This is a genomic window from Paenibacillus sp. FSL W7-1088 (assembly GCF_037969855.1).
In the GTDB taxonomy this organism is placed as follows: Bacteria; Bacillota; Bacilli; order Paenibacillales; family Paenibacillaceae; genus Paenibacillus.
Window position 1 is genome coordinate 6,332,910 of sequence record NZ_CP150216.1, and the last position, 15,828, is coordinate 6,348,737.

At 47.2% G+C, this 15,828-nt stretch carries 8 protein-coding genes, 13 tRNA genes and 4 rRNA genes; 2 read left to right on the top strand and 23 right to left on the bottom strand.

Annotated elements, in window-relative coordinates:
- Positions 1–263: 263 nt before the first annotated feature.
- The 22 genes from MKY42_RS28615 to MKY42_RS28720 all read right to left on the bottom strand — a co-directional run bounded on the left by MKY42_RS28615 (position 264) and on the right by MKY42_RS28720 (position 13,201).
- Positions 264–878 carry a zf-HC2 domain-containing protein gene (locus MKY42_RS28615; RefSeq protein ID WP_090904592.1) on the bottom strand — a complete coding sequence of 205 codons (615 nt, stop codon included), beginning with the start codon at positions 876–878 and terminating at the stop codon, positions 264–266.
- 135 nt (positions 879–1,013) lie between these two features.
- Positions 1,014–1,580 (bottom strand): RNA polymerase sigma factor SigW, encoded by a 567-nt coding sequence (gene sigW / locus MKY42_RS28620; RefSeq protein ID WP_017692117.1) that lies wholly within the window; start codon positions 1,578–1,580, stop codon positions 1,014–1,016.
- Positions 1,581–1,836: 256 nt separating this feature from the next.
- Positions 1,837–4,629: a phosphoenolpyruvate carboxylase gene (gene ppc / locus MKY42_RS28625; protein WP_339846511.1), complete on the bottom strand. Its 2,793-nt coding sequence runs from the start codon at positions 4,627–4,629 to the stop codon at positions 1,837–1,839.
- Between the two features lie 573 nt (positions 4,630–5,202).
- Positions 5,203–5,273 (bottom strand) — tRNA-Gly (locus MKY42_RS28630).
- A 9-nt stretch (positions 5,274–5,282) separates the two neighbouring features.
- Positions 5,283–5,356 (bottom strand) — tRNA-Pro (locus MKY42_RS28635).
- Between the two features lie 16 nt (positions 5,357–5,372).
- Positions 5,373–5,449: transfer RNA gene (locus tag MKY42_RS28640), tRNA-Arg, on the bottom strand.
- A gap of 7 nt (positions 5,450–5,456) precedes the next feature.
- Positions 5,457–5,531: transfer RNA gene (locus tag MKY42_RS28645), tRNA-Gly, on the bottom strand.
- Between the two features lie 10 nt (positions 5,532–5,541).
- Positions 5,542–5,622, bottom strand: a tRNA-Leu gene (locus MKY42_RS28650).
- Between the two features lie 6 nt (positions 5,623–5,628).
- Positions 5,629–5,704: transfer RNA gene (locus tag MKY42_RS28655), tRNA-Lys, on the bottom strand.
- A 16-nt stretch (positions 5,705–5,720) separates the two neighbouring features.
- A tRNA-Gln gene (locus MKY42_RS28660) sits at positions 5,721–5,795 on the bottom strand.
- A gap of 10 nt (positions 5,796–5,805) precedes the next feature.
- Positions 5,806–5,881 (bottom strand) — tRNA-Val (locus MKY42_RS28665).
- Positions 5,882–6,004: 123 nt separating this feature from the next.
- Positions 6,005–6,076: transfer RNA gene (locus tag MKY42_RS28670), tRNA-Glu, on the bottom strand.
- Between the two features lie 10 nt (positions 6,077–6,086).
- Positions 6,087–6,159 (bottom strand) — tRNA-Thr (locus MKY42_RS28675).
- 3 nt (positions 6,160–6,162) lie between these two features.
- A tRNA-Asn gene (locus tag MKY42_RS28680) sits at positions 6,163–6,238 on the bottom strand.
- Positions 6,239–6,322: 84 nt separating this feature from the next.
- Positions 6,323–6,439 (bottom strand): 5S ribosomal RNA (gene rrf / locus MKY42_RS28685).
- An 82-nt stretch (positions 6,440–6,521) separates the two neighbouring features.
- Positions 6,522–9,446 (bottom strand): 23S ribosomal RNA (locus MKY42_RS28690).
- Between the two features lie 205 nt (positions 9,447–9,651).
- Positions 9,652–9,727, bottom strand: a tRNA-Ala gene (locus MKY42_RS28695).
- Between the two features lie 23 nt (positions 9,728–9,750).
- Positions 9,751–9,827: transfer RNA gene (locus MKY42_RS28700), tRNA-Ile, on the bottom strand.
- A gap of 37 nt (positions 9,828–9,864) precedes the next feature.
- Positions 9,865–9,981 (bottom strand): 5S ribosomal RNA (rrf, locus tag MKY42_RS28705).
- A gap of 106 nt (positions 9,982–10,087) precedes the next feature.
- Positions 10,088–11,639: ribosomal RNA gene (locus MKY42_RS28710) — 16S ribosomal RNA — on the bottom strand.
- The 16S, 23S and 5S rRNA genes sit together here with 13 tRNA genes alongside, the layout of an rRNA operon.
- 503 nt (positions 11,640–12,142) lie before the next feature.
- Positions 12,143–12,373 (bottom strand): hypothetical protein, encoded by a 231-nt coding sequence (locus tag MKY42_RS28715; RefSeq protein WP_017692114.1) that lies wholly within the window; start codon positions 12,371–12,373, stop codon positions 12,143–12,145.
- A 210-nt stretch (positions 12,374–12,583) separates the two neighbouring features.
- Positions 12,584–13,201 carry a stage II sporulation protein M gene (locus tag MKY42_RS28720; protein WP_090905310.1) on the bottom strand — a complete coding sequence of 206 codons (618 nt, stop codon included), beginning with the start codon at positions 13,199–13,201 and terminating at the stop codon, positions 12,584–12,586.
- A gap of 121 nt (positions 13,202–13,322) precedes the next feature.
- Here MKY42_RS28720 and pdaB point away from each other — a divergent pair, with 121 nt between their 5' ends.
- The gene (gene pdaB, locus MKY42_RS28725) at positions 13,323–14,099 is read left to right on the top strand and encodes a polysaccharide deacetylase family sporulation protein PdaB (RefSeq protein WP_090905308.1); all 777 of its coding nucleotides are present in this window, start codon (positions 13,323–13,325) and stop codon (positions 14,097–14,099) included.
- Between the two features lie 143 nt (positions 14,100–14,242).
- On the opposite strand, the gene MKY42_RS28730 is transcribed toward pdaB, so the two are convergent.
- Entirely contained in the window at positions 14,243–14,872 is a 630-nt protein-coding gene (locus tag MKY42_RS28730) for a KinB-signaling pathway activation protein (RefSeq protein ID WP_090905306.1), read from the bottom strand.
- A 125-nt stretch (positions 14,873–14,997) separates the two neighbouring features.
- Here MKY42_RS28730 and gerD point away from each other — a divergent pair, with 125 nt between their 5' ends.
- A complete protein-coding gene (gerD, locus tag MKY42_RS28735) occupies positions 14,998–15,753 on the top strand; it encodes a spore germination lipoprotein GerD (RefSeq protein WP_090905304.1) in 756 nt (251 codons plus the stop codon).
- The last annotated feature ends 75 nt before the right edge of the window (positions 15,754–15,828 follow it).

Sequence of the window (15,828 nt, forward strand, 5' to 3'; positions counted from 1 at the left end):
CGTATAGAATCATTTCGATCTATATTTTGCTGATTAAAAGACGCTCTTTGGATTTATGCAAAAAGCTTATCTATATGTAGTAGTATGTTCTCTTTAGTATCTAGGTTATAACGTTAACGTTCAGGTTGCAAGTTACGGGAGTCACAAACTGCGCAGAAACAACACAAATCCCATAAATTACAAATTCATCAGATAAAAAAAGAGTACCCCAGCAATCTGGAGGTACCCTGCTTGGTATATACCATTGAAGAATTCACCCTGTTTTAGCGATAAGCCACTTCATTTACCATATTGGTTATTTTGTACCAGAACCAGTCCAGCGCCTGATCAATACTTTTCACCTGACCGGAAATATGTGCCGTTGAGGCCTGAAACAACTGTCCGTCGATGACCGTTAGATTGCCATTTACATCACCGTATACCTGAGCAGTTCCATTCTCTATCGTAAGATCGCCAGCAATGGACTTGCCCTCCGGAACAATAACCGTGTTTCCTTCAATCACGATCTGGTCCAGATTATTTCCCTTAACGACCATTTCGTTATTCTGATTCCAGAAATTCCAGGCGCTAAAGAGCATCACGACCAAAAAGAAGGCTGCCGCCGTCAGCGCGGGATGTCCTTTGACCCATTTGAGCCATACTTGCTGTCTCTTGGGCTGGGGCAGAGCATTCATAATTCGATTGGTCAGCTCATCCGAGGCAGACGGTGAATAGTGTTTCATGGCAAAGAGTAGCATTTCCGTCTGTTCCAACTCTTTAAAGCGCATGCGACAATCCGGACAGGTCACAAGGTGACTTTTCAGTTCAACCTTCTGGGCCGGGGACAACGACTCATCCAAACATTCATGCATTAAAGAGACGGCCGAGTTGCAATCCATATGAGAGCCAATCCTTTCTTAGATCACTTAGTCCTTGCATCGCCAAAAAGCACGCATAAGACTTGCATACATTACATACGCATCCGTTTCGGATATGTTTCAAATAATTTCGCCCAAAATAAAGACGTTAACCATTTACAACTTATACTCCAGTTTTTTACGCAAAAAATCACGACCCCGATGAACACGAGTTTTAATCGTTGTTACGGGCATACCTGTCACATCACTGATTTCCTGTAGCGACAAGTCCTGTAAATATCTCAAAATCATGACTGATTTATACTTGGCCGGCAAACTGTCAATCGCTTCACGGATTAGTGTCTGTGTTTCAGACAAAAGTGCTTCACTCTCTGGTGTACGATCATCGCTTGGAAGCATCGCATAACCGTCAGATCCTTCCTGATCATTCAGCTCTGCATCCAATGAATAAGAAGGTTTTTTCCGCCGTAAGCGGTCAATACACAGATTGGTTGCAATCCGGTATATCCAGGTTGAGAACTTCTGATTCGGATCATACTTTTCCATATTGCGAAACACACGCAAAAACGTCTCCTGTACAACGTCTTCGGCTTCATGACGATTGTTCAGCATCCGGTATGCCAGATGAAACAGCTTGTCCTTGTATAATTCAACGATTTCTGCAAAGGCCCGCTGGTCACCCTTCAGTACCAGCTTAACAAGCCTGTTCTCCAAATTGTCCACCCTTATTCCCCCAGACATGCTGATGGGTCTTCCGCCTTCTGATACCCGTCCACACTTGTAATTCACCAATCAAATCGTAAATCAACTTTGGTCAAAAATCAAGACTGTGCCGGAAAATATCCGCCAAAAACAGTAAAAACGGGAACTCCCGAAGGAGTCCCGTTTCATCTCTCACTCGAGTTGAGGAGAGAATTAAGCTTTTTGCTATCTGTTTGGCTGGAAAATTCACTTCATTTATGGTTAAGCAGGTTAATGATCAGCCCGTATTCCGAAGCCCTGCAGCAATGCCGTTAATCGTAAGCAACACTTCTCGCAGCAACTCTGTGTCGTCCTCGCCGCGCTCACGCATGTCTCTGAGCTCACTCAGAAGTTGGACCTGCATGTAGGACAAAGGATCGACATACGGATTACGCAGTCGGATCGACTCTTGAATTACAGGTACATCATCCAGAATTTCAGCTTCTCCGGTAATTTTCAGAATCAGCTCTTTGGTGAGCTTGAATTCCGATTCAATCTGACCATAGATGCGATCACGTGCTTCCTCATTGGAAGTCATGGCTGAGTATTCCTTCGCAATAACCAGATCTGCTTTGGCAACAGCCATCTGCACCGTATCAATTAGTGTACGGAAGAATGGGAAGTTTTCATACATTTCTTTCAGGACAACCAGATTTTCTTCTTTATCCTGATAGTAGCTTTGCAGTCCCGTTCCTGCCGCATACCATGCGGGAAGCAGATAACGACTTTGGGTCCAGGCAAATACCCAAGGGATCGCTCTCAAATCCTCGAACTTGTCGCTGTTTTTCCGTTTGGATGGACGTGAACCAATATTCAGTTCCCCAACCTCAGGCAGCGGTGTCGATTCCTTGAAGAAGGTAAAGAAGTCTGGATCACGGAAAATAAGATCCTGGTATTTGGTCAGGGATACTTCGGAAATATCTTTGATGATGCTATCCCAATGACGCTCTGATGCCGACTCTTGCGGCTCCAGACCGTTTAATGCAGCTGTAATCAAAGCTGATGTAGCCTGCTCAAGACTGCGGTATGCAATTCCCTGAAGGGAATAACGGGAAGAGATGACCTCACCCTGCTCTGTAATCTTGATCCCCCCACCAATGGTGTGTGGTGGTTGAGCAAGAATACTGCGGTTGAGAGGCATGCCTCCACGTCCGAGCGCCCCACCTCTACCATGGAAGAACTTCAGCTTAACGCCGTGTTTATTACCAACATCGGTGATGGCATTCATCGCTACACGCAGCTCCCAGTTGGCTGTAACAACCCCGCCATCCTTGTTGCTGTCCGAGTAGCCCAACATGATTTCATGCAGTTCATTCCGCCCGCTCACACTTGCGCGATATACCGGAAGGTTGAACAGCTTCTCCATAATTTCCGAAGCGGCATGAAGATCATCAATCGTTTCAAACAGTGGAACCGCTTGAAGCGTAGATATTACTTCACCGTTATGTTCTTTGCGGAACAAACCTACTTCTTTGGCAAATACCATAACCTCAAGCAGATCACTTGCTCCTTGGGTCATACTAATCAGGTAGCTTGTGATACAACCGGTCCCAAACTCGCTCTGAGCACGTTTGATCGTACGGAATACATCCAGACATTCTTTGGTTCCCTCTGTGTACTGATGATAAGGGGAAGTCAGTGGACGAGGATCATCCAGCAAACGAGCCAGTAAATCGATTTTTCCATCTTCCGTCAAACGAGCATAATCTTCTACGATGTTCATTTTGGCCAAAATCTCCGACATCGCATTTTCATGCTCTTTACTATGCTGACGCACATCCAATGCAGCTGTATGGAAACCGAACAGCTCCACTTGACGAATCATTTTGCGAATGGTCGTATCTGCTACATAGTCTGCAAAGTGATGACGCAGGCTGCGATCGATAATCATCAGATCATCCATCAGTCCTTGAGCGCTGTCATAGCGGTCAGGCTGTCCTACTTTGTTCTCATCCAGAACATTGTTCAGCTTGGCAATCATATAAGCCAATTTAATACGATATGGCTCTTTTTCATTCCGCCACATATCCACTTTTTTCAACGTTACACAACTACGGTCTTGCTCAATCGACTGCACCAGCTCATCCGATACGTGGATGATGTTCGTGCTGAAGCTGAGATGTCCCATAAGTTCAATCATAATCCGTTGATACTCACGTAAAGCGAGCTTACGCTGCATTAACAGTGTCTGCCATGTTACATCTGAAGTTACCGAAGGATTTCCATCCCGGTCTCCACCGATCCAGGAACCGAACCGCAAATACGTCGGCACATGCCAGTCATGGTCAGGATAAAATTTATTCAGGCAGCGTTCAAGCTCCTGGTATACATCCGGAAGTACATGGAACAACGTTTCATGAAAGTAATACATTCCGTTCCGTACTTCATCAAGCACAGTCGGTTTACGGTCACGAAGCTCATCAGTCTGCCATAGTGTAATGACTTCGTTCAACAGCTTCTCCCGCAACTGTTCACGTTCACGCAACGTCAGCGTAGGATTATCAAGTGACATGACATCTTCGGATATCCGTTTGTGGATGTCCAGTATAACCCGACGCATGGCTTCGGTTGGATGAGCTGTCATCACCAATTCCAGCGATAACTCGTCTAGAATATCCTCTACTTCCGTGTGAGACAATCCGCGTTCCTTCAGATCTTGTACTGCTTTTTCAATCGATCCTGGCTGCACAGCGTCCCCTGCAGAACGTTCATAATCCCGTTTACGCCGGATCCGATGGTTTTGTTCAGCAATGTTAACTAATTGAAAATAAATCGCAAAAGCTCGAATCACCTGATGGCGATTTTCCGAGTCTAATTCCTGGATCATCGTTTTGAACTCTGCATAAAGTTCTGGCAAGAACTCTGCACGCAACGATTTGCTCGTTTCCCGAATCTTCTCAACGATATCGAGAAGCTCCGTGCCTCCTTGATGGACAAGAACTTCTCCGAGTATGTTGCCCAGGAACCGCACGTCTCGCCGAAGCAGGTTGTTGGATTGGCTTTTGCTGGCGGTTACCATAGTTTCAGTCATGCTTATCCTCCCATCTGATCGTTCCATTCGTACACGTAAATTTGACACCTTCATAACATCATACAATAAAATGGTACGAAAATCTTTATTTTTCTACTAGTAAAAATGGGGATTTACCCTGATTTACAGCACAAAAACACGCTTTATTATTCATTTTCTTGTTCTGCTTCGATTAATGGTCAAATGCTGTCGCATGATACCTTTTTCACGTACTTTTCATACCTCGAATAACTCATACCTATTCTTAATTTTTCATAAATATACAGTTAGACTGGTAATGTTCATTGCACCTGAATGTATTCATATCTGCATGATTTCCATTGTTACAAACCAGACGAAACATAAAGAAACATGACCGGCAAAGCAAGCTTTTGTATACTTTATCACACTGACGCAATAAATTAAAGAGTGTATTTATAATTTTTTGTTTCTTTTAGCAGAAATGAATGCAGAGGTTCGAGGAATTATTGCACTTATCATCTGAATATAGAGGAGATCGGTATTTTAATGAGGTGTTGTTTCAATAAATAAAAGAAAAGCCTCTGTATACAGAGGCTTTTCAATGAATCATGAAGCGGGTGATGGGAATCGAACCCACGCTATTAGCTTGGAAGGCTAAAGTTCTACCATTGAACTACACCCGCAAATAAAAATCGGGATGACACGATTTGAACATGCGACCCCCTGGTCCCAAACCAGGTGCTCTACCAAGCTGAGCTACATCCCGATACTTATGAAAATAATGGCGCGCCCTGAGAGATTCGAACTCCCGGCCTTTTGATTCGTAGTCAAACGCTCTATCCAGCTGAGCTAAGGGCGCAAAATATTGGAGCGGACGACGGGAATCGAACCCGCGACCCTCGCCTTGGCAAGGCGATGCTCTACCGCTGAGCCACGTCCGCTTATAAAGGATGCGCGTGGAGGGACTTGAACCCCCACGTCAAAGACGCTAGATCCTAAGTCTAGTGCGTCTGCCAATTCCGCCACACGCGCATATCATGGTGAGTCATGAAGGGCTCGAACCTTCGACACCCTGATTAAAAGTCAGGTGCTCTACCAACTGAGCTAATGACTCAAACTAAAAATTAAAATGGCTGGGGATATAGGATTTGAACCTATGCATGACGGAGTCAAAGTCCGTTGCCTTACCGCTTGGCTAATCCCCATTAAGTTAAGTGGTGGAGGCTGAGGGGATCGAACCCCCGACCCTCTGCTTGTAAGGCAGATGCTCTCCCAGCTGAGCTAAGCCTCCATCCTATGACCCGTAGGGGATACTCGTACTTCGTTCGAGACTGCGAAGCCATTGCTAACGAAGTTTATCCTCCGACGAACCTTTGGGATTCTCATCCCTTTTTTAAGCTAATAAATATAGCTATGACCCGTAGGGGATTCGAACCCCTGTTACCTCCGTGAAAGGGAGGTGTCTTAACCCCTTGACCAACGGGCCCCATTTCCAAAGCTCTCAACCGGGATCGAACCGGTGACCTCATCCTTACCATGGATGCACTCTACCTACTGAGCTATGAGAGCAAATGGCTCCCCGAACAGGGCTCGAACCTGTGACAACTCGATTAACAGTCGAGTGCTCTACCAACTGAGCTATCAGGGAATAATATGCATTTGCAGGGCAAATGCAATTCATCATACAACGCTAACATGCAGAGCCTGTTTTCTATGTAAGATGAAAGAGTTCGCTTGGCGGCGTCCTACTCTCCCAGGACCCTGCGGTCCAAGTACCATCGGCGCTAGAGGGCTTAACGGTCGTGTTCGGGATGGGTACGTGTGGAACCCCTCCGCCATCGCCACCAAACGCATAGCTTAGCTTACATCTCAGAGTTTATTCTCTGAAAACTAGATCCGAAACGAAATTTGCAACTTACAACCTGCATATCTTGGATAAGCCCTCGACCGATTAGTACTGGTCAGCTCCATGCATTGCTGCACTTCCACCCCCAGCCTATCTACCTCGTCGTCTTCAAGGGGTCTTACATACTGGGAAATCTCATCTTGAGGGGGGCTTCACGCTTAGATGCTTTCAGCGCTTATCCCTTCCGTACATAGCTACCCAGCGGTGCTCCTGGCGGAACAACTGGTACACCAGCGGTACGTCCATCCCGGTCCTCTCGTACTAAGGACAGCTCCTCTCAAATTTCCTACGCCCACGACAGATAGGGACCGAACTGTCTCACGACGTTCTGAACCCAGCTCGCGTACCGCTTTAATGGGCGAACAGCCCAACCCTTGGGACCTACTTCAGCCCCAGGATGCGATGAGCCGACATCGAGGTGCCAAACCTCCCCGTCGATGTGGACTCTTGGGGGAGATAAGCCTGTTATCCCCAGGGTAGCTTTTATCCGTTGAGCGATGGCCCTTCCATGCGGTACCACCGGATCACTAAGCCCGACTTTCGTCCCTGCTCGACTTGTAGGTCTCGCAGTCAAGCTCCCTTATGCCTTTGCACTCTTCGAATGATTTCCAACCATTCTGAGGGAACCTTTGGGCGCCTCCGTTACTCTTTAGGAGGCGACCGCCCCAGTCAAACTGCCCACCTGACACTGTCCCCGCACCGGATTACGGTACCAGGTTAGAACCTAGATACGATCAGGGTGGTATCCCAACGGTGCCTCCACGCAAGCTGGCGCTCACGCTTCAAAGGCTCCCACCTATCCTGTACAGATCGTACCCAAATTCAATATCAAGCTGCAGTAAAGCTCCATGGGGTCTTTCCGTCTTGTCGCGGGTAACCTGCATCTTCACAGGTATTAAAATTTCACCGGATCTCTCGTTGAGACAGCGCCCAAGTCGTTACGCCATTCGTGCGGGTCAGAATTTACCTGACAAGGAATTTCGCTACCTTAGGACCGTTATAGTTACGGCCGCCGTTTACTGGGGCTTCGGTTCACAGCTTCGGATTGCTCCTAACCGCTCCCCTTAACCTTCCAGCACCGGGCAGGCGTCAGCCCGTATACTTCGCCTTACGGCTTCGCACAGACCTGTGTTTTTGCTAAACAGTCGCTTGGGCCTTTTCACTGCGGCCCCCTCGTGCTATTCACACTACCGGGGCACCCCTTCTCCCGAAGTTACGGGGTCATTTTGCCGAGTTCCTTAACGAGAGTTCTTCCGCGCGCCTTAGAATTCTCTTCTCGCCTACCTGTGTCGGTTTGCGGTACGGGCACCATCACCTGGCTAGAGGCTTTTCTTGGCAGTGTGAGATCATGACCTTCGCTACTATAATTTTCGCTCCCCATCACAGTCCAGCCTTACGATGTGCGGATTTGCCTACACATCAGCCTCACTGCTTAGACGGACATCCATCAGTCCGCGTCACTACCCTGCTGCGTCCCCCCATTGCTCATAACGGCTTACGGTGGTACAGGAATTTCGACCTGTTGTCCTTCGACTACGCCTTTCGGCCTCGCCTTAGGTCCCGACTTACCCTGAGCGGACGAGCCTTCCTCAGGAACCCTTAGGCTTTCGGCGGATCAGATTCTCACTGATCTTTTCGTTACTCATACCGGCATTCTCACTTGTATAATGTCCAGCGCTCCTTACGGTACACCTTCAACCCTTATACAACGCTCCCCTACCCCTGATGCAAGCATCAAGCCATAGCTTCGGTGGTGTGTTTAGCCCCGTTACATTTTCGGCGCAGAGTCACTCGACCAGTGAGCTATTACGCACTCTTTCAATGGTGGCTGCTTCTAAGCCAACATCCTGGTTGTCTGTGCAACTCCACATCCTTTCCCACTTAACACACACTTGGGGACCTTAGCTGATGGTCTGGGCTGTTTCCCTTTTGACAATGGATCTTAGCACTCACTGTCTGACTCCCGGAAGTAAGTCTATGGCATTCGGAGTTTGACTGAGCTTGGTAACCCTTGCGGGCCCCGCACCCAATCAGTGCTCTACCTCCACGACTCTGTTTTCCGAGGCTAGCCCTAAAGCTATTTCGGGGAGAACCAGCTATCTCCGAGTTCGATTGGAATTTCTCCGCTACCCCCACCTCATCCCCGCACTTTTCAACGTGCGTGGGTTCGGGCCTCCAGTGCGTGTTACCGCACCTTCACCCTGGACAGGGGTAGATCACCCGGTTTCGGGTCTACGTCCACGTACTACATCGCCCTATTCAGACTCGCTTTCGCTGCGGCTCCGGCTCTTCACCTTAACCTTGCACGGGAACGTAACTCGCCGGTTCATTCTACAAAAGGCACGCCATCACCCCTAAAACGGGCTCTGACTTTTTGTAAGCACACGGTTTCAGGTTCTATTTCACTCCCCTTCCGGGGTGCTTTTCACCTTTCCCTCACGGTACTGCTTCACTATCGGTCGCTAGGAAGTATTTAGCCTTGGCAGATGGTCCTGCCGGATTCATACGGGGTTTCACGTGCCCCGCACTACTCGGGATACATCTCGGAGAGAGCAGACTTTCAACTACAGGGCTTTTACCTTCTTTGGCGGGCCTTTCCAGACCTCTTCGTTTAACCGGCTCCTTTGTAACTCCATGTGAGATGTCCCACAACCCCAAAGAGCAAGCTCTCTGGTTTGGGCTTCTCCGCGTTCGCTCGCCGCTACTGACGGAATCACTATTGTTTTCTCTTCCTCAGGGTACTTAGATGTTTCAGTTCCCCTGGTATGCCTCTACATAACCTATGTATTCAGTTATGAGTAACTGGAAATTACCCCAGCTGGGTTTCCCCATTCGGACACCCCCGGATCAAAGCTTGCTTACAGCTCCCCGAGGCAGTTTCGTTGTTCGCCACGTCCTTCATCGGCTCCTAGCGCCTAGGCATCCTCCGTGTGCTCTTAGTAGCTTAACCATAATTGCTCCGGTTTCGACTGCTCGCTTCCCTTGTTTTGCTTACGCAAAGCCAAAAGTCACTCCCATTCGATACCATCGCAATGCAGTTTTCACTATTTATTGAAACTTGTTTTAACACAAGTTCAGCTTAAAAAGGAATGTTCTAAATCGCAAAATTTCGTTTCGATATCTAGTTTTCAAAGAACAAGCTTGTAAAATCTTGTTGGTGGAGCCAAGCGGGATCGAACCGCTGACCTCCTGCTTGCAAGGCAGGCGCTCTCCCAGCTGAGCTATGGCCCCATATTAGATTTTTAAGGTATACATGGTGGGCCCTGGTGGACTCGAACCACCGGCCTCACCCTTATCAGAGGTGCGCTCTAACCAACTGAGCTAAGGGCCCACATTATATATCATATTGAAACCCGTAATGGGTTTACGCTTGGCGGCGTTCTACTCTCCCAGGACCCTGCGGTCCAAGTACCATCGACGCTGAAGGGCTTAACGGTCGTGTTCGGGATGGGAACGTGTGGAACCCCTTCGCTATCGCCACCAAACGTTTGAGAGTTTAAGCTCTCAAAACTGAGCAACGAGTGAGTAACTAGCCGACCTGGCTAGATTTTGTATTTGAATGTTTCCGTTACAGGAAACGATTCTCCATAGAAAGGAGGTGATCCAGCCGCACCTTCCGATACGGCTACCTTGTTACGACTTCACCCCAATCATCTATCCCACCTTCGGCGGCTGGCTCCTTGCGGTTACCCCACCGACTTCGGGTGTTATAAACTCTCGTGGTGTGACGGGCGGTGTGTACAAGACCCGGGAACGTATTCACCGCGGCATGCTGATCCGCGATTACTAGCAATTCCGACTTCATGCAGGCGAGTTGCAGCCTGCAATCCGAACTGAGACCGGCTTTTTAGGATTCGTTCCACCTCGCGGCTTCACAGCCCGTTGTACCGGCCATTGTAGTACGTGTGTAGCCCAGGTCATAAGGGGCATGATGATTTGACGTCATCCCCACCTTCCTCCGGTTTGTCACCGGCAGTCACCTTAGAGTGCCCACCCGAAGTGCTGGCAACTAAGATCAAGGGTTGCGCTCGTTGCGGGACTTAACCCAACATCTCACGACACGAGCTGACGACAACCATGCACCACCTGTCTCCTCTGTCCCGAAGGAAAGGTACATCTCTGTACCGGTCAGAGGGATGTCAAGACCTGGTAAGGTTCTTCGCGTTGCTTCGAATTAAACCACATACTCCACTGCTTGTGCGGGTCCCCGTCAATTCCTTTGAGTTTCAGTCTTGCGACCGTACTCCCCAGGCGGAGTGCTTAATGTGTTAACTTCGGCACCAAGGGTATCGAAACCCCTAACACCTAGCACTCATCGTTTACGGCGTGGACTACCAGGGTATCTAATCCTGTTTGCTCCCCACGCTTTCGCGCCTCAGCGTCAGTTACAGCCCAGAGAGTCGCCTTCGCCACTGGTGTTCCTCCACATATCTACGCATTTCACCGCTACACGTGGAATTCCACTCTCCTCTTCTGCACTCAAGTCACCCAGTTTCCAGTGCGATCCGGGGTTGAGCCCCGGGATTAAACACCAGACTTAAATGACCGCCTGCGCGCGCTTTACGCCCAATAATTCCGGACAACGCTTGCCCCCTACGTATTACCGCGGCTGCTGGCACGTAGTTAGCCGGGGCTTTCTTCTCAGGTACCGTCACCTTGAGAGCAGTTACTCTCCCAAGCGTTCTTCCCTGGCAACAGAGCTTTACGATCCGAAAACCTTCATCACTCACGCGGCATTGCTCCGTCAGGCTTTCGCCCATTGCGGAAGATTCCCTACTGCTGCCTCCCGTAGGAGTCTGGGCCGTGTCTCAGTCCCAGTGTGGCCGATCACCCTCTCAGGTCGGCTACGCATCGTCGCCTTGGTGAGCCGTTACCCCACCAACTAGCTAATGCGCCGCAGGCCCATCCCCAAGTGACAGATTGCTCCGTCTTTCCAGTTTCCTTCAGGAGAAGAAAACAACTATTCGGTATTAGCTACCGTTTCCGGTAGTTGTCCCAAGCTTGAGGGCAGGTTGCCTACGTGTTACTCACCCGTCCGCCGCTAACCATCAGAGAAGCAAGCTTCTCATCAAGTCCGCTCGACTTGCATGTATTAGGCATGCCGCCAGCGTTCGTCCTGAGCCAGGATCAAACTCTCCAATAAAGTATTGAAAAGAGCGATAAGCTCATTTTGAAACTGACGAGATTAAAAATCTCATTGTTACTTCGAAATCATACAGCCCGAAGGCTTGTACCGATTTCTCAGCGTCGATCTTGCAAGCAAGATCATTACTCACTCGTTGTTCAGTTTTCAAAGATCAAACATTCAATTTGTCTCGATTTTCCTCGTCACCGTATTTTCAGCGGCGACTTTTATAATATATCATGTTTAAGTTTACTTTGCAAGCACTTTTTTCGATTTATTTTCAATCGCTTTATTCCAGCGCTTGTTACGGTTAACTTTTCCTTAAAAAAGGAACGAAAATTAATTTATCATATTGAACAAAAAAGGTCAACCCTTTTTCGACAAATTGCTTCATATCCCTTTTCAAAGCCGCCTATTCTACCTATTCCTGATTCATGGTGTCTGAGGTACAGCGCTTACGGGCCGCACCTCTTATATGGTGAACTTCAGTATTGAACTTTAGTATCCCGCTAACCAAAACATTATGGCTTGGATTTTTTTAATTTACCGCCTCTAGCATATTTGGATAGCTCTTTGGGTGGCGCAAAGCGTGCATACATACGGAACACAGTCTTGTAGCGACTCGCAATGGCGTATTTAATTTCTTGATCGAGACGGTTGTCACTTAAGTCGAACAACATTTCATCGAGCTCTTTGCGCAATACATAATCCAATTCCTTGCATTCCTTCTCGTTAAACAGCATACCCAGCATTAGAGTTCTCCTTTTTCTGCATATGGATAATGGCGTGTCCCAGTGTGTGTCATATTCGTGCCCTTTTAATTCAGGCTATATATCGGACAGCGCCGGTTTTAGTAGCAAACCCAGGATCATCTTTGTTTGTCCTTTTGTGCTTGCTACTGAAACCCGTTTTATTGTTATGGTCAACTTTCTGAAAATTTATGAATGTCATCCCATACAAATTTATCCACGAACGAGGCTGTAGGTAAGTGTACTTTCGATAATCGCAGCAACAAAAAGCAAAATAACAATCCAGAAGGATGCAGTTACCGTGGTGCGCATAAAGGAACTCCAGTGTCTGCCAATCGTATTTCGTTTCTCCCCGCCAAATTGAACAAGACTTTTAAGAACCAACCCACCAAACTTTAGACCGAATGCACAAGCGATAATAATTACCGGAATCTCAATAATGCCATGTGGAAGTAGTCCTTTCACAACAATATCAAAGAAGCTGGCCCCATAATTCATTGTGGTGTGTACCAGAAAACCGATAACCATGCCATTGATTAGCAGGAAAACGACAGGCAGAATGCCAAAGAAAATACCGGCATAGATTACGAGTACACTTTTGATGGCATTATTGAAAAAGATAAAGAGGAAGAAGTTCCATTGCACATTGCTCCCCTGCTCCAGCCGCTCACTAACCTCCCTCAGTCCCCCGATCTGATTCAACAATATATCCTCAAGTGGTCCTGTACTTACCCATCCCGTGCCTATTCCAACAACAAACAATACGATCGACCAGATTAATGCACCACGAATGGAACCTAAAGCTCTAAGAAATGTACTGAATTTTAACATAATATCCTCCTGTGAAACCAAGATGTTGGACAAACAAACGTCTGATACGAATAACTGCGAGGTACGAGCATACATTGGAGAGTAAACAAGCATTTCTTATGGGAGAGGGGCGCTTATTGAAATGAACTCGTTCTATGTATTTAGCGGCAAAAAAATCAAACGTTTCCTGATTGTGCTGGTTGCTGCCGTCTTTGCTATCGGGATTATTTATCTGGAGAGCGGCAATATTTCTGTATTCTCGGAGGATGCACCATCCGCCGTATACAGCGTTCCAACCGAGAAGAAGGTTATTGCACTCACCTTTGACATTAGCTGGGGAGATAAAAGGACAGAGCCTATTCTGAAGGTCCTCCAAGATAATAAGGTACAGAAGGCAACGTTCTTCTTGTCCTCCCCCTGGAGTAAAACACACCCCGAAATTGTAACAGCCATTAAAGACGCAGGATACGAAATCGGCAGCCACGGTCACAAGCATGATAATTACAGCAGTCTAACTGAAGAGGAGATCCGCAAGGAGATTTCGACAGCTCATAGCATTTTAACCGATTTAACGGGAAAAGAACCGAAATTGCTGCGTCTGCCTAATGGCGACTTTGACAAACGTGTTCTCCAGGTTGCCAACAGTCTGAATTATCAAGTAGTCCAATGGGACACCGATTCGCAGGATTGGAAGAACCCAGGTGTACAGACTATTGTTGATCGTGTAGTCAGCAAGGCACATCCGGGTGACATTGTGCTGCTGCACGCCAGTGATTCCTCGAAACAAACCCATGAAGCATTACCCGTCATAATCGACAAGTTAAAAAATCAAGGGTATGAGTTTGTGACGGTTTCCGAGCTGCTTAACCATTCAAGTGTCAAAGGTACGGAAGTTCGCGACCAAGCCAGTGTACAGTAAATGTTAAACTAAGGGTATTGCAGTGGAATACTCCATACCTACCTTTTGAACTTCCCCATGCCCTGTAAAAAGGTGCTGAAGCGCCATAAATGAAAAGAGCTAACCAGGTTAGCTCTTTTTGGCGTTATTTTTTCAAATAATCGCTACGCATGACTTTCTTGTACCTCGGTCTTCCCACTCACCCGTTGCTCCATGGACCCATCTACCAGCCTGTGCAATATCAGCATTTGGTATGCATTACAGATTAACAGTGGAACCACAATAAAGATGGTAGCCGCATTTACATCAATTCGCAACACACCGATCGTCTCCACCACGGTAACAGCCACCATGAAAAAGAGTGTAGGTACCAGCGCCGAAACATGTGTCTGTTTCACTTTTACGTAAGCGGTAACAATTCCAGCTGCCAAAATAATGATTCCAAGCACAATATCGGAAAGTCGTTCCCGTTCCCCACCAACAAACAAACGTAAAAACATGACATCAAGCAATGCCAAAACCGTTAGAACAATCTGTACAATCTGCCAACTGCGTTTCGAAAATACACCTTTGCCCATATAGTTCAATATCAAGTATGCGAAAAAACCCATTTGCGAATACACGCTAATCATAATACCGGAACCAAACAAGATCAGGAGATAAATTAAAAAATCGGTCATCCCATTCGTTTTTTCTCCATTAACCAACATCATAATTAGACCCGTCACTAATGATCCTGCAGCCCCAATAAGCAAAGCTGACCAAAATAGGAAAAACCATTTACGTAAATTCAAATGTTTTCCACCCCCGAGAGTTTATTTTACCAACCTTCACAGCAAAAAACCATCATCATTCAACATATTTAGCGGTTTCCCATCACATACTACATCCAGTATCTAATCAAGGAGGGGTTGTGCACATGAAACGGCCTTTGTGGCAGTTATGCTGTGTCGTACTTGGACTATCCGTCATGCTCGCTGGCTGTGGCTCAGATCAGAATTATTCGCCTCCTCAGGGCGGTTATAAAGAGATGAAAACGATGGTCGTGGATATTCTCAAAAGTGACGAAGGAAAAAAAGCGGTTGAAGAAGCTCTTACAGGACAAAGTTCTTCCGGAGGGGGAGAAAGTGGGGGCGCCGGCCAAGGTGGTGGTGCAGGCGGTGGCTCTGGATCAGTGGGAATGAAAATGTTAATGCCTATGCAATCTTCGGAACAAATACGTATTGCTGTAAAAGATACAATCACTGCTCCAGAGTACAAGAAGGAATTCGAGAAAATCATGACAGACCCTCAATTCGCAGGCGAATTCGCCAAAGTAATCAATGCGCAAAGCAAACAACTGCATATGCAATTGATCAAAGACCCAACATATCAAAAATCGATTGAAGATGTCATGAAATCTCCGGAAGTATCCAAGATGTTCATGGATATGACCAAAACTCCTGAGTATCGTAAACAAACGATGACCGTTATGCAAGAAGTCATGCAGAATCCTTTATTTCGGATGGAAGTACTGACTTTGCTTAAGAAGGTAGTTCAGGATGAATTACAACCTAAAACAGAACAGGGCGGCAAACAGGGAGGTAAAGGCGAGAATGGAGATGGCGGAAGCGGTAGCAGTGACGGTAGTAGTGATGGTAACAGTGGCGGCGACGGAAGTAATGGAGGATCATAAGCCCATAATACTTGAAAATTAAAAAATATCACATGTTGAAAAAAAGCCCGCATCCATGGATGTGGGCCATTTTAT

What these genes read in the sequence shown, in the direction of transcription:
- MKY42_RS28615 (WP_090904592.1), bottom strand. Translation starts at nt 878, where the DNA reads ATGGATTGCAACTCGGCCGTCTCTTTAATGCATGAATGTTTGGATGAG.
- ppc (WP_339846511.1), bottom strand. Translation starts at nt 4,629, where the DNA reads ATGACTGAAACTATGGTAACCGCCAGCAAAAGCCAATCCAACAACCTG.
- MKY42_RS28715 (WP_017692114.1), bottom strand. Translation starts at nt 12,373, where the DNA reads ATGCTGGGTATGCTGTTTAACGAGAAGGAATGCAAGGAATTGGATTAT.
- MKY42_RS28720 (WP_090905310.1), bottom strand. Translation starts at nt 13,201, where the DNA reads ATGTTAAAATTCAGTACATTTCTTAGAGCTTTAGGTTCCATTCGTGGT.
- pdaB (WP_090905308.1), top strand. Translation starts at nt 13,323, where the DNA reads ATGAACTCGTTCTATGTATTTAGCGGCAAAAAAATCAAACGTTTCCTG.
- gerD (WP_090905304.1), top strand. Translation starts at nt 14,998, where the DNA reads ATGAAACGGCCTTTGTGGCAGTTATGCTGTGTCGTACTTGGACTATCC.